Origin of the sequence: Candidatus Nitrosopumilus sp. (assembly GCF_040878665.1) — an archaeon.
Lineage (GTDB): Archaea > Thermoproteota > Nitrososphaeria > Nitrososphaerales > Nitrosopumilaceae > Nitrosopumilus.
Genome location: NZ_JBBDLU010000001.1, coordinates 59,152 through 72,312 on the forward strand (window position 1 = coordinate 59,152; position 13,161 = coordinate 72,312).

The following is a 13,161-nucleotide window of genomic DNA, read 5'->3' on the forward strand; positions in this document are numbered from 1 at the left end:
TATCAAAAATCTCTAGATATTTCATATAAACCTTGATTGCGATTACAGAAGAGATTTAAGAAATTCCTTCAGACTTATCTTGTGGAACGTTATTTGTTGCATTTTAAAAATGAGAAATACTTGCCTCAAAATTGTAGAGATCTAGCACGTAAGGGCCGAGATCTTGTATCTGATATGAATGTCTCAGTTAGACTTGCTAGGGTTGCAACTAAATTTATCGAATTTGACATAGCTGCTGAAAAAGAAGATCTTGACACACTTGTTAAACGATTGTCTTTGATTGGCGATGTTGATAATGTAAGACATGTTGTTGAGGAACACATCACTAAAGACAAAGGAATTGAGGATGGTATTTTTTACTATAACAATGAACGATTTTGGGAATGTCATGAAGCATTTGAAGGCGTATGGAAACAATGCTATGGACGAGAAAAAGAACTTGTTCAAGGTATTATTTTAGTGGCAGTTGCATTTGCACATCAACAAGAAAATGAAGAAAGTATAGGCATTGGAATGTTGAGTAGGGCTTTGGAGAAATTAGGTACTTCTCCTTCTATGTATCATTCAATAGATGTTGATAAAATTAGAAAACACGTAATTGAAATGCAGAAAGCAAACAAACTGACTAGATTTGAGATTTAATTAATTCAAGAGCTTTTGAAACAACTTCTGCTCCTTGAAGTAAACCTATGCTGCCTTTCTTTGCTTGTTTTTCAGTCATTCTTGTGGTTCCATCTTTTTTTATAAAATCCCCTGATACTAGAATTGGAACAGGATCATCACTATGACCTTTGTTAATACAAGGAGTTGAATGATCTGCAGAAATAATAATTGCAACTTTGTTTGAATCAATATTCTCAACCAGTGTCTTGAAAAATCTTTGATCAATTTCTTCAATGTTTTTCATTTTACCTATGGCGTCACCGTCATGACCAAATTCATCTGGTCCTTTAAGATGGACATAAATGGAATTTTGAGTTTCCATTGCTTTGGCTGCAACTTTTGCTTTTTCTTCATAATCTGTTAACCCTCCTGCTTCAAATGCTTTCATTTTAAGAACCTCTGAAATTCCAAGTTCTACTGGCATGTCTACTATGCATGAAAAATTCATATTGTATTTTTCATTAATAGGAATAACATCTGGATATTTGTTTCCAGCATCTCTTAGCAAAATACAACTGAGTTGTTTTTTCTTTTCATCTTTTCTTTTCTTATTAATTTGACTTTCTTTCATTATTTTTATTGATTTTTCTGAAAATTCGTTTACTAAATTTGCAGTAAGTTTAGAGTCTTCTGTATCTTCTAAAGGTAGACACTTTTCTATTTTTAAAAAGTCGCCTACAGCTTTTGCAACACCCATTCCTCCGATGTTGCTATATGCTGGATCTGTATTGGTAATTTTTGAAGATAGTTTTCTTCCTTCAGTTCTGATTCTGACTGTTACTCTATGGCCTATTGTTGGTGCAACTACAACTGACGTATTTGGGATGGATAGTTTGATTTTCTCTTCAATCTCTTTAGCAATTCCGTTTGCATCATCTTTTTCAATGTGCCTACCTGCACGTCTATCTACAATTACTTCTTCATCGTTGAGTGTAGAGTAATTTCCTCTTAATGCCAAGTCTCCATCTTTAAAATCAATTCCAATTCCTATGGCTTCGATAACTCCTCTCCCTGCATAATCTGCGTGTTTGAATTTGTATCCTAACATATTGAAAACTGCAATATCTGATTCTGGGGCTATTCCTTTTCCAACTGAAATGACTTCTCCTATGGCTCCGTTACTAGCAATTTTATCTAATGTTGGTGTATTTGCAGCCTCCAACGGTGTCTTCCCGTCTAAATCTGGGTGTGGTAGATCTCCTACTCCATCTAAAAGAACATAGATCATATGAATCTCAGAATTGTTCAAAATAATCCCTGTTACTCCAGATCTGATGCTCTCCTTTAAATCTTGCAACAAAATCTGCGATCAGAATTAAATGCTATCTAAATTATTTTTAAAATTTTCAATTTTTGAAAATATGTTTTTAATGATCTTAAGATTTTCTTAATTTTGTAAATTTTTTGTTAAAAATAATTTTAATTTGCTTTCCACTGTGTTTAGTAAACGTTTTAACAGACATTTTACTTCCATTAACAATATGGGGGACATGCGCAAAGATTACGTTTCTGAGCGTTTCATGATTGTCGCAAAAAAAGACGATAAAATAGTTGATCCAAAAAAATCTCCATTTGCACCTGGCAATGAATCTATGACCAATCCTTCTGTTTTATCACTTGTTGCAAAAGATGGAATGCTACAACGTCTTCAAGATAATGAAGATGAATCATATGTTGAGGGTTGGGCAATTCGAGTTTTTGAAAGTAAAAATCCTATCGTTTCAATAGATACAGAAAATTCTTACAGTGACAAACCATTTTACAGCGAGCCTTCTTATGGATATCATTACATCGTTGTTGCGTCTCCAAATGAAAAAGATACATTTGCAACAATTGATACTGAACAATGGTCCAATGTTTTAGTTGTAGTTCAAGATAGATTACGATGGCTTTATACTCAAAAAGGAGTAACATATGTTTCAATTTACGCAGATCATGGAGAGTTGGCTGGAAATACAAATCCTCATCCTCACCTTCATCTTTTAACTTTTTCAACAATTCCACCAGTTATTGAAACTGAAGCTGAAGCATCTCACAAGATTTTAAATGAAAAAGGTGTATGTCCAATGTGTCAGACTGTAAATGAAGAAATTAGTGGTCCTCGACAGGTTCTTCAAACTGAGGGCTTCATTGCTTTTTGTCCTTGGGCTCCTTCTTATCCATACGAATTTTGGATTTCTCCAAAAAAACACGTGACTAGTTTCTCAAAAATTACTCAAAAAGAAATCAATGACTTATCATTAATTTTGAGAGCTACGCTGGGTGGTCTTACAAATACTGTCAAAGACGTTTCATACAATCTGGTTTTTCATCTGTCTCCTGAAAAGAAAAATAGTCGACAAATTCATTGGCATATTGAAATTTATCCTATAACAAAATCTTGGTCTGGATTAGAACGTGGATATGGGATTTTCTTAAATGATATATCTCCTGAACAAGCTGCTGAGAAACTCGGTGCAGCGTGTAGAAAAGAATTAGCTAATTTAGTTGGCATAGTTTGATTTTTTGAATGGTTTATTTATCAACTGAAATCTGTTAAACTTATGGCAATTGAGAAATGGCTCGCAGTAACAAGTCTTGGTTTGTTTGTGATGTTTGCTGGTGAAATGATTTCTGTTTACAATTTCATGACTAATGTACCTGAAGAGATAGAATTCTCAATAACCTTTGATGCTGATCCGAAAATATTTCAATTCATTTCTATTGGTGCTGCACCTGCTGGAATCTTAGCCGCAGTTCCTTTTATTATGACAAGACAATATGGCTCAAAACCTATTGGTGGATTGATAACTGCAGGTGGAGTAGTTATGTTGTTAGGGATGTTTGTATCTTATTCTCTAATTGATAAAATGGATGCTGTCTATATTACAGATGTTGTAAAATATGCCCCGTTGTTGTTTATGGTGTTGTCTATTCCTGTAATTGTTGTTGGTGTTTATTTAACAAAAGAGAAACAGAAACGTCCAAAAAAAGAATTTTTCTAAACATGATCCAATCTTAATTCATTAGCAACTTGTTTGAAACCTAGTTTTTCATAAAATGGTTTGACGTCGTCTGTACAATCAAGAATCGTCTTATAACAACCCCGATTTTTTGCAATTTCAATAAGATACTTCATAATTTTCTCACCTATTTTTTTATCTTGAAACTCTTTATTGACTACCACATCTTCAATATGGCCCACCATGCCTCCATTATGAATGAATTTTGGTTCTATGATGAGTGTTGTAGACCCGACAATTTTCCCATCTAATTCTGCAACTGCAATGATGTGATCTGGGTTGGCGTTGATTTTCTCAAAAATCTCCTTGGCTTTGGATTTCTCAATGTTGCTTGCTTGTTTTAATGAATCTAGTGATTTTAGAAATCCATTCCAAAGATCCGTTTCTTTTAATTCTCTAATCACTGGTTCATTCATTTCTATTATCTGTTCTTTCCCAATTTTTGAATATGTTCTTGATATGCTTTTTCATACGATTCTTTATTTCCAATATCTGTAAATCCTTTTTTTGTAATGAAGCTGCTGATTAATTTTTTATTGACTATTGCGTGTTTAATCACATCATCCATCCCATACGGTTTATTTTTTGGAATTAAATTAAACACCTTTGGTTCCATTACATAACAACCCATGTTTACATTTACCTTTATCTCTGGTTTCTCATTCCATCTTAACACTTTACCAGTTTTTGAAGTATCAATTACTCCATAGGGTAAGTTAGTTTTGTATTCATTTAGACTCATAGTGACAAATGCTCTTTTTGCTTTGTGTTGTTTTATCATGTTTCTAAGACTGAAATCAAACATTGAATCGCCATACATACAAACAAAAGTGTTGTCAATGAATTCTTCTGCAGTTTTTAATTGACCTGCAGTAGCTAATGGTTTATCTGAAATTGCATATTCTATGCTCACTCCAAATCTTTTTCCATCCTCAAAATAATCTTCAATTGTTTTTCGAAGATGACTCACACACAAAACAATTGATTTTACTCCATTTTTTTTATTCCAATTGATTAGATGTTCTAAAATTGGTTTTTTACCTAATGGTAACATGGGTTTTGGAGTCTTTTTTGTCAATGGAAGTAATCTGGTACCTAGTCCACCTGCTAAAATCACTGCCTTCACAAATGTTATTTGAGATATGACTATTTATATTCGAGGATGTTTTTACACTAGAATTTTATCCTATAATTTTTGATAATTTTTTCAAAATACTTTTTGGTGTGTCTCCAAAAATTATTATCATAGGTTCTTTTCCAAAATCACCCTTATGAAAAATTATATCTGGAGGTAGTTTTAAATTTTTAATTGCGCTATCAATTCCCCATCCCACTGATGTTCCCTTGCTTTTAACATTCATAGGTTCATTAATTCTATCATAACTAGATATTGAAAACTTTGATTTTTTAATTTTCAAAATTATTGAATTTTCATATTTTAAATTTATTGCAGACTGAATCTCTGGGAATTTTTTATTTACCACAAGTAATGCTGTGGCAACATGTTTTGATCCTCCATATGTTAGATTGCCTGCAACTATGACTTCTTTTCCCGCTTTGACAATTCTTCCTGATAATCCTAAGACATCTTTTGTAGATTTTGGTTTTTGTTTAGAATATACAAAATTTGTTTGACATTCAGGAATGTTTTTGTATATGTTTTTGATTTTAACAAATTCACTAATTGATTGAGATAACTCTGAATTTATCTTATCTTTGTTCTGACTATCTACTATCTTAATTCCATTTCCAACTTTTTTTGCATTTTTTATTGAGTTATATGCAAATTCCTTTGCAAATTTTACCGATTCACGGATTGATTTCTTGTTTGAAATTGCAAATATTATCGCTGCTGAATAATTACAGCCACTTCCATGGTTTATGCCGCTGATTTTGTCTCCTGAAATTTGATATTTTGTACCTTTTTCTAGAACAAAATCTATTATTTTGTTATTTTTTTCTTCAATCCCTGTAATCACTACGTTTTTTGCTCCCATATTTTGGATATTTTTTGCAATTTTTTCTATTGTATTTTTTGAATTGATCTTTGATTTTGATAATATTTCCGCCTCAAATTTATTTGGAGTAATAATTGTTGCAAGTGGAATTATATATTTTTGAAAATCTTCAATTGCTTTATCTTCTATCAACATTCCGCCTATTGTTGATTTGATAACTGGGTCTACAACAATTGGAATCTTTAATTTTTTTAATTGTTGATACAGTGTTTTAATTATCTCTGAATTAAACACCATGCCAATTTTTATTCCGTCAATTTTAAAATCAGTTAATACTGATTCGAGTTGATTTTTCAACATTTTTTTTGATACTGGTTCAATCATTCCAAAACTTGAAGTATTTTGACCTGTAATTGCAGTGATTACTGTTAATCCATATGCACCAAATTCCGAAAATGACTTTACATCACTTTGAATTCCAGCACCAGCCGATGGATCAGATCCTCCAATAGAAAGCAGATTCATTATGTTTTCTTATTTTAAAGTACTAATCTATATTTCCATTTTGTGTGTGATGTTTTGTAATATTTGTTTTATACTTGAAGAACTATCTTTTCATTGATGACAAAGATTCCTATGGTGGATGACACTATGCCTGACATATTACAGTGTACCACTTGTTTGTTACCTATGCAATATCAAAAAGTTAAGGATGATAAATTTCTCTGGCAATGTTTCAAATGTGGAAAGCAATATCTTATTTCAAAAAACATGGATGATGCCATGGAAGAGAGTTGGAGTCCGCCACGATAATAGCTACCTTTGAATTAGATTTTGTAAAATCTGAAAATCAAAAACTTCGAAATTATATTTCACTAATTCATGCTGAAGTTGAATTATCTTAACGTCTCTATGAACTCAAGCAAAACTTTGCAAATTCTCTAGATTCTGAGCGTATTACTACTCCAATTTTAGATAGAATTTCTAAACTAAAATTAGAAAAAGACATTTTAGAAAATGAACTAAAATTAATGAAATAATTATGCTGATGTTTGAGTAACACAATCAAAAGAACAAAACTCCTCTTTTATGCTAAAAAATTCTCTTCCACAATGCCTGCATTCTCTACTTGTTCTCACGTGATCTATTAGGGCATTCTAACATAAAAGGTCGATCATCTTTCTTAATATAGTGTTAAAGATTTTTTTTACGATCATAACTTTCTATGATTTTCACGATTGTTTAAATCAGGTAACGCCATAGAATACGTTATGGCAACACAAATGACTTCTGCTAGACGTGGAGTGGCAACTGATGAAATGAAGCAAGTTGCTAAAGATGAAGATGTTTCACTTGAATGGTTAATTCCTAAAATTGCAAAAGGGTCAATAATTATTCCAAGTAATAATGTCAGACCGCAAAAAATTCATAATGTTGGAATTGGTAAAGGTTTGAAAACTAAAGTTAATGTTAATATTGGAACTTCTACATTAAATGTAAACATTGAAGAAGAAATTGAAAAAGCTAAAGTTGCAATAAAATATCATGCTGATACAATCATGGATCTTAGTGATGGCGGTGATGTAAAAACAATACGACGAACTCTTATGGAGTCTGCTCCAATCACTTTTGGAACTGTTCCAATTTATGAGGCTTATAATTATGGTGTAGAATTCCACAAAAATCCTTTGAATTTAACTGAAGATGATTATCTTAATGCATTTGAAAATAATGCAAAAGATGGTGTTGATTATACTACTATTCATTGTGGTATTACAAAAGATATTGCAAAAAGAATTCTCAAAGTCCAAAGATACGGTGGAGTTGTAAGCAAGGGTGGAACAATAACTGCTGCATGGATGTTAAAACATGATAAAGAAAATCCATACATTACTCATTATGATTACATGATGGAAATTGCCAAAAAATACGATGTGACATTTAGCCTTGGAGATGCATTAAGGCCAGGCTCAATTTTAGATTCACATGATGAATTACAAGTTCAAGAAATGATTAACATTTCTAGATTAACAAAGCGTGCACACGAACATGATATTCAAGTGATGGTTGAAGGACCAGGACATGTTCCATTAAATGAAGTTGCTGCAAATGTAAGATTGGCAAAATCTCTCATTGGTGACGTTCCATATTATGTTCTAGGTCCATTGGTTACAGATGTTGCATCTGGACACGATCATATTGCTAGTGCTATTGGTGCAGCTGTCTCTGCAAGTGAAGGTGTAGATCTTTTGTGTTACCTTACCCCTTCTGAACATCTAGCATTACCTAATGCTGAAGAAGTGAAGGCTGGATTGATTGCATATAGAATTGCAGCTCACGCTGGTGATTTAGTAAAAATTCGAGACAAAGTTATCAAATGGGATATGGAGATGACTGAAGCCCGACGTACGTTGGATTGGGAGAAACAACTAGCGTTATCTATTGACCCTGAAGAGGCTGCAAAAATTCACCGTAGAACTGGACAACATCCTGGTAACAATGTTCCTTGTACTATGTGTGGTGGTGCTTGTGTATACATGATGTTGCCTCAACAGAAAAAATACGAAAAAGAAAATAAAAATCTACAACAAACTGAGTAATACCTTTTGAAGACTAGGTACTGTTTCATAGTTTTGTAACTCTTCTATGTTTATCCATCTAAAATCTGAATTTTCCCAATTAAGTTTGATTGTAGGGTTTGTTGCATTGAATAAAAATGGAAATATTTCCCACTCGTGATTTTTGTATTGAGGTGAATTTACTCTCATCTCTCCAATCGATTTGATTAATGTAATTTTTTCATTTGTAATCCCAGTCTCTTCAAAAATTTCAATTTTTGCTCTTTCTAAAGGCTCTTCATTGTTTTCAATAATTCCACTAATTCCTGCCCATAATCCTTTCATTGATTTTACTTTGTCACTTCTTTTTAGAATCAATAATTTGTCGTTATTTTTAATGAAAGAAGTGACAATCTTTGTTGCACGCATATCTGTTATTTTTCAATTGTTTTTACCATTTTTGTTAGTTTTTTATAAGATTCATTGATGTCCGTATGCTTGGCTAGTCTTTCTTGACACTCTTTGATGTATTCTATCACTTCTTCTGTCTTTGATTCCTGAACAGATGTGAGTAATCTTCCAATATCTTTCCAAAGCTCCTCTGCAACTCTTCGGATTTCAGGATTTGCAATAATTGTCTCAATTAGTTCTGGAGATTCTGTCATTATACTTTCTGATAATATTTTTTGAACTCTAAAGGTGGTGCCTGTCATTTTTTCTGTTAAATTCATTTTCTCATCTTTTGAAATTATGTTTGCAAAAACTAAATTCATTAAATGAGTTAATCCTAAAATCACTGCAATTTTTTTATCATGCTCTGCCGCATCAATTGTAACAAAGTTTGCACCATCAAACAATGTTTTTGCCATGGTTAATTCTTTCTTTGCATCTTTAATTGGAACTGATATTATATTTTGACCCTTGATCGTTTTGACTCCTGGACCAAACATGGGATGTATGCAAATTGGGTTGATTTTTGTTGGCATTTTTGATAATGCTGCAACCACTTTGGATTTCTCAGATGAAATTTCAATTAAGTATGTTCCACGTTTCATTTCTTTTGCAATTAGTCTTATAATTTCTGGAGTTCTTCTTGTAGGTGTGCACAAAACAACATAATCTGCATTTAATATCCCTCCTACTAGTGATTCTGATGAGATGATATCTTTTCCCATTTTTTTATTTTCTGTATCATATCCTGTTACTTCAAAACCCTCGCTTGCGAAATATTTTGCAAACCATTGTCCCATTTGACCTCCTGCACCAATAACAGTTACTTTCTTCATTGATTATCCCTCATGATGTTGCCAAGTATATTCATTCCCTCAACTAGGGCTTTTTCATTTTGACATGCAGAAAGTCTGATAAAATTCTTGTAGTCTCCAAACCCTTCTCCTGGTGCTACTGCTAAACCTTTCTCAAGTGTACTGTTTGCAAATTGCACTCCATCAAACCCATCTTGGTTAATTCTTGCAAAAATGTACATTGCACCATCGGGAATTATAAAGTCTAGCCCCAATTCATTTGCTTTCTGTACCAACACATCTAGTCTGTTTTGTACTGTATTAGTATTCTTGGATATGTCTGCCTCAAGTGCTTTCATGGCTATGTATTGAATTGGCTCTGATACATTTGTAAGACACAATGCTTGTAATTTTGCCATTTTTTCAATGATTTTTACATTTGCTACCCCGTATCCTATCCTAAAGCCTGTCATTGCGTGAGATTTTGAAAATGATTGCGTAACTATGCTTTTTTCATAATTATAGTTTAGAACACTTTTCCAGCTGGTTTTTGCATATTCTGAATAAATCTCATCACTTAACACGTAAAGATTATTTTTTTGAGCTAATTGCATTATGTCGTCTTGTAATTTTTCATTTAAAATTTTTCCAGTTGGATTATTTGGATAATTCAATACTATCATTTTGGTATTTGAATTAAGCGCCTTCTTGATTTGCTCTAGTGATGGCTCCCATTTATTTTCCAATGTTGTGCTGATGACTCTTACTTTGATTCCAGCATTTAATGCACAATCTTTGTATGCTGGCCATGCGGGTTCTATTACAATTATTTCGTCTCCTGGATCAAGAAGTGTGGAAATTGCAGTATAAATTGAAAATCTGGCTCCTGGACTAACTATGATGTTATCTTTTGTAACTTCAACCCTGAATTTTTTAGATATGTGTTTTGCAATAGCTTCTCTAAATATTGACAATCCTTTTGTTTGACCATATTTTAGAAATCCTTTGTCATACACTTCTTCCAAAGCATTTTTTACAATGTTGGGAGGTGGAAAATCTAATTCACCAACTTCCATATGAATTATTTTTTTACCTTGTTCTTCCAGTGCTTTTGCTTTTAGGAAAATAGAAAGATGGGATGGTTTGTTATTGGATTGTACCTTGATTGATTCATTTAAAAGAAAATTTAAAAATTTTGCAGCTATGGTTTCATCTAACTCTATATCTTTGCACAACGTGATAACTTTTTCTCGTAGATTTTCTTCTCTCCCTTCATCTGTTATCCCTTTACCAATGTTTTTTTTAATTTCTCCTATTTCTTTTGCAATATCGGTTCGATCTTTTAACAGATGAATCATTTTTAGTGTAACATCATCCATTCTATTGCGAAGATCATTAATGTCTGACATTTTCTTATAATGTTGGTTTGATTACTCCTGCTAGGAGTGCATGATCTGCTATCGTTAATGCTACAAGTGAATCTACTACCGGTGGAGCTCTTGGTACTACACATGGGTCGTGTCTTCCCTTGACTTGTAGTATTGTCTCTTTTTTTGTCTTAATGTCTACAGTGCTCTGTTTTTGAGCAATTGATGATGCTGGTTTGAATGCAATTCTAATCGTGATTGGCATTCCATTTGAAATCCCTCCCAGAATGCCCCCTGATCTATTTGTCTTTGTTATGATCTTTCCTTTCTTAATTGTATACAGGTCATTATTTTCAGAGCCATGCAATTCTGCTCCTCTGAACCCTGATCCAAATTCAATTCCTTTTACGGATGGAATTGAAAAAATTGCTTTACTCAAATCTGATTCTAATGAGCTAAAAATTGGCTCTCCTAATCCTACAGGAACATTGGTTGTTATTGATTCAATTATCCCCCCAAGAGAATCTCCTTTCTTTCTTGCATCTAAAATACTATCTCTCATTTTTTCTGCAATTTTATTTTCTGGACATCTTACTTCGTTTTTATATATTGACCTAATCATTTTTTCATTAAATTCATTTTCCATCTTTATTTTTCCAATTTGTGATGTGTATGAATTTGTTTCAACACCTAATGTCACTTTGAGTAGCTTTCTTGCGATGGCTCCACCCATTACATGAGTTGCAGTTAGTCTTCCAGAAAATCTCCCTCCTCCTCGATAATCATTAAAATGATTATACTTTATCATGGCTGGATAATCTGAATGTCCTGGTCTAAGTTTTGTTTTTAAATTTTCATAATCTTTTGATTTTTGATCACTATTCCAAATCAACATTGTAATTGGTGCTCCAGTAGTATGTCCTCTAAATACTCCTGAAATAATTTCTACAATGTCTTTTTCTTTTCTTTGTGTTGAAATTAGATTTTGACCTGGCCTTCTTTGATCTAACATTATCTGAATTTCTTTTTCATCAATTTCTAATCCTGCTGGACATCCATCTACTATTGCACCAATTGATTTTCCATGACTTTCTCCAAAACTAGTTAAAACAAGACGCTGACCAATAGAACTTCCCGGCAACATACTATCAATGTTAAATGATGCTTATAATTGTAAAATAGGTCAAGATCACAGGAAATCCCCTCCAAAATAGGCACAAATATCTGGTTTTGTCCAAACTTTTTTCGCTATTATACTGTGATTTTGCTGAAAAATAAAATGAATCTATGGTATGATATGTTCGAAGCACTTTTCAATGATGGGATGAGATTTCATACGGTATGAAGTATTTTGTGATTTTTTTGATATTTGTTGTGTTGATTCCATTTACATTGGCTTTTGCTGAAAATTCTCCTGACTATACAGAAGCAAAACTGCAATGGGACAAGCACAACTTTGGAATAATTAACGGAACTGGAACTGTAAAGATTATCCTAACTGATTTTGATTCAAACAATATTTCATCATATGCTGAAACAGTTTCAGTCTTTGTGTACTCTGATAGTTCTCCTGAAGGCATTACACTGACATTGTATGAGACTGAAAAAAATTCCGGAATCTTTGAGAGAACCTTTTCTCTTAGCGATACTCGTTCTGCGCCAAATATCTTGTATGCTAGAGAGGGAGATACTGCAATTGTTACGTATACTGATGATACATTACCATTAGATCATGAGTTCTCTGAAATACACATGATGGAGACTACCTTGATAGGTTTGCTGGGATATCCGCTTGAGCGTGTTCCTACCAGCAATCCCAGAATTACTAATTTGGGTGGAAATGCACTTGATTTTCCACAAACAGGTCGCCAAGTATTGCTAATATCTGATATTTTGAGTCAGGAAGAAGATACACAAGACTTTGTATGGATTGCACAAATTATTGATGATCAAAAAAGAACCGTGGCACTTTCATGGATTAACGGAACGATAAATCCTCACTCGTCATTTAGTCCATCAACTTCATGGATTCCAGAAGAAAATGGAGATTATCGTGTCGCGTTTTTTGTCTGGGAAAGTCTGAGTAATCCAACTGCTCTGTCTCCTCCAGTTGAATTAGAGTTTACAGTGGTTAATCCTTCAGATGATGGCGGTGCTTATGAATTAGATATTAGTCCAGAAGAAGAAAATACAAAATTAAGGGAAATGTTGAGTGAGATCAAGAAACATCGACGTGACCTTGAACCAACTATTATGAAACAGTTGTTTTTATATGTCTCAGAAAGGATGATTAAGTATGAGTCCAGAACATGAGAAAATTACTGATGAACTCATCAAGAAATACTCTAAACTCTTAGATGATCTTGCTA

The 13,161-nt window shown here is 33.0% G+C and carries 14 protein-coding genes; 6 read left to right on the forward strand and 8 right to left on the reverse strand.

What is annotated here, in order from left to right:
• Window positions 1-81 precede the first annotated feature (81 nt).
• The gene (locus WDZ98_RS00410) at window positions 82-642 is read left to right on the forward strand and encodes a DUF309 domain-containing protein (RefSeq protein WP_368058713.1); all 561 of its coding nucleotides are present in this window, start codon (window positions 82-84) and stop codon (window positions 640-642) included.
• Here the strand turns inward: WDZ98_RS00410 and WDZ98_RS00415 are convergent.
• A complete protein-coding gene (locus WDZ98_RS00415; RefSeq protein WP_368058864.1) occupies window positions 626-1,891 on the reverse strand; it encodes an alkaline phosphatase family protein in 1,266 nt (421 codons plus the stop codon). The two genes, WDZ98_RS00410 and WDZ98_RS00415, sit on opposite strands and share 17 nt — an antisense overlap.
• A gap of 253 nt (window positions 1,892-2,144) precedes the next feature.
• Here WDZ98_RS00415 and WDZ98_RS00420 point away from each other — a divergent pair, with 253 nt between their 5' ends.
• Both WDZ98_RS00420 and WDZ98_RS00425 read left to right on the forward strand, forming a co-directional pair.
• On the forward strand, window positions 2,145-3,164 hold the full coding sequence (locus WDZ98_RS00420; protein WP_368058711.1) for a galactose-1-phosphate uridylyltransferase: 1,020 nt from the start codon (window positions 2,145-2,147) through the stop codon (window positions 3,162-3,164).
• 42 nt (window positions 3,165-3,206) lie between these two features.
• Entirely contained in the window at window positions 3,207-3,647 is a 441-nt protein-coding gene (locus WDZ98_RS00425; RefSeq protein ID WP_368058709.1) for a hypothetical protein, read from the forward strand.
• On the opposite strand, the gene WDZ98_RS00430 is transcribed toward WDZ98_RS00425, so the two are convergent.
• Genes WDZ98_RS00430 through thiD form a run of 3 tightly spaced genes read right to left on the reverse strand, consistent with a single transcriptional unit; the run spans window position 3,644 to window position 6,148 of the window.
• Window positions 3,644-4,081 carry a GNAT family N-acetyltransferase gene (locus tag WDZ98_RS00430; RefSeq protein WP_368058707.1) on the reverse strand — a complete coding sequence of 146 codons (438 nt, stop codon included), beginning with the start codon at window positions 4,079-4,081 and terminating at the stop codon, window positions 3,644-3,646. The two genes, WDZ98_RS00425 and WDZ98_RS00430, sit on opposite strands and share 4 nt — an antisense overlap.
• 5 nt (window positions 4,082-4,086) lie before the next feature.
• Window positions 4,087-4,791 (reverse strand): NDP-sugar synthase, encoded by a 705-nt coding sequence (locus WDZ98_RS00435; protein ID WP_368058705.1) that lies wholly within the window; start codon window positions 4,789-4,791, stop codon window positions 4,087-4,089.
• A gap of 55 nt (window positions 4,792-4,846) precedes the next feature.
• Window positions 4,847-6,148: a bifunctional hydroxymethylpyrimidine kinase/phosphomethylpyrimidine kinase gene (gene thiD, locus WDZ98_RS00440; protein ID WP_368058703.1), complete on the reverse strand. Its 1,302-nt coding sequence runs from the start codon at window positions 6,146-6,148 to the stop codon at window positions 4,847-4,849.
• Between the two features lie 96 nt (window positions 6,149-6,244).
• Between thiD and WDZ98_RS00445 the strand changes: the two genes are divergently transcribed.
• The gene (locus tag WDZ98_RS00445; RefSeq protein WP_368058701.1) at window positions 6,245-6,436 is read left to right on the forward strand and encodes a hypothetical protein; all 192 of its coding nucleotides are present in this window, start codon (window positions 6,245-6,247) and stop codon (window positions 6,434-6,436) included.
• A 458-nt stretch (window positions 6,437-6,894) separates the two neighbouring features.
• Complete coding sequence (gene thiC, locus WDZ98_RS00450; protein ID WP_368058699.1) at window positions 6,895-8,223, forward strand: phosphomethylpyrimidine synthase ThiC; 1,329 nt, start codon at window positions 6,895-6,897, stop codon at window positions 8,221-8,223.
• Here thiC and WDZ98_RS00455 read toward each other — a convergent pair.
• From WDZ98_RS00455 to aroC, 4 genes are read right to left on the reverse strand one after another with little or no spacing between them, the layout of a single operon-like run.
• Window positions 8,206-8,610, reverse strand: a complete 405-nt coding sequence (locus tag WDZ98_RS00455) for an NUDIX domain-containing protein (protein ID WP_368058697.1) — start codon at window positions 8,608-8,610, stop codon at window positions 8,206-8,208. The genes thiC and WDZ98_RS00455 overlap by 18 nt on opposite strands.
• A gap of 5 nt (window positions 8,611-8,615) precedes the next feature.
• Complete coding sequence (locus tag WDZ98_RS00460) at window positions 8,616-9,467, reverse strand: prephenate dehydrogenase/arogenate dehydrogenase family protein (RefSeq protein WP_368058695.1); 852 nt, start codon at window positions 9,465-9,467, stop codon at window positions 8,616-8,618.
• The gene (locus WDZ98_RS00465; RefSeq protein ID WP_368058693.1) at window positions 9,464-10,834 is read right to left on the reverse strand and encodes an aminotransferase class I/II-fold pyridoxal phosphate-dependent enzyme; all 1,371 of its coding nucleotides are present in this window, start codon (window positions 10,832-10,834) and stop codon (window positions 9,464-9,466) included. Before WDZ98_RS00465 ends, WDZ98_RS00460 begins: the two co-directional genes overlap by 4 nt.
• Before the next feature lie 4 nt (window positions 10,835-10,838).
• Window positions 10,839-11,936, reverse strand: coding sequence for a chorismate synthase (gene aroC / locus WDZ98_RS00470; RefSeq protein WP_368058691.1), 1,098 nt, complete (start codon window positions 11,934-11,936; stop codon window positions 10,839-10,841).
• A 197-nt stretch (window positions 11,937-12,133) separates the two neighbouring features.
• On the opposite strand from aroC, the gene WDZ98_RS00475 reads away from it, so the two are divergent.
• Complete coding sequence (locus tag WDZ98_RS00475; RefSeq protein WP_368058689.1) at window positions 12,134-13,105, forward strand: hypothetical protein; 972 nt, start codon at window positions 12,134-12,136, stop codon at window positions 13,103-13,105.
• Window positions 13,106-13,161 lie beyond the last annotated feature (56 nt).

What these genes read in the sequence shown, in the direction of transcription:
- WDZ98_RS00460 (WP_368058695.1), bottom strand. Translation starts at nt 9,467, where the DNA reads ATGAAGAAAGTAACTGTTATTGGTGCAGGAGGTCAAATGGGACAATGG.
- WDZ98_RS00455 (WP_368058697.1), bottom strand. Translation starts at nt 8,610, where the DNA reads ATGCGTGCAACAAAGATTGTCACTTCTTTCATTAAAAATAACGACAAA.
- WDZ98_RS00445 (WP_368058701.1), top strand. Translation starts at nt 6,245, where the DNA reads ATGACAAAGATTCCTATGGTGGATGACACTATGCCTGACATATTACAG.
- WDZ98_RS00420 (WP_368058711.1), top strand. Translation starts at nt 2,145, where the DNA reads ATGGGGGACATGCGCAAAGATTACGTTTCTGAGCGTTTCATGATTGTC.
- WDZ98_RS00430 (WP_368058707.1), bottom strand. Translation starts at nt 4,081, where the DNA reads ATGAATGAACCAGTGATTAGAGAATTAAAAGAAACGGATCTTTGGAAT.
- WDZ98_RS00475 (WP_368058689.1), top strand. Translation starts at nt 12,134, where the DNA reads ATGAAGTATTTTGTGATTTTTTTGATATTTGTTGTGTTGATTCCATTT.
- WDZ98_RS00425 (WP_368058709.1), top strand. Translation starts at nt 3,207, where the DNA reads ATGGCAATTGAGAAATGGCTCGCAGTAACAAGTCTTGGTTTGTTTGTG.
- aroC (WP_368058691.1), bottom strand. Translation starts at nt 11,936, where the DNA reads ATGTTGCCGGGAAGTTCTATTGGTCAGCGTCTTGTTTTAACTAGTTTT.
- thiD (WP_368058703.1), bottom strand. Translation starts at nt 6,148, where the DNA reads ATGAATCTGCTTTCTATTGGAGGATCTGATCCATCGGCTGGTGCTGGA.
- WDZ98_RS00465 (WP_368058693.1), bottom strand. Translation starts at nt 10,834, where the DNA reads ATGTCAGACATTAATGATCTTCGCAATAGAATGGATGATGTTACACTA.
- WDZ98_RS00415 (WP_368058864.1), bottom strand. Translation starts at nt 1,891, where the DNA reads ATGATCTATGTTCTTTTAGATGGAGTAGGAGATCTACCACACCCAGAT.
- thiC (WP_368058699.1), top strand. Translation starts at nt 6,895, where the DNA reads ATGGCAACACAAATGACTTCTGCTAGACGTGGAGTGGCAACTGATGAA.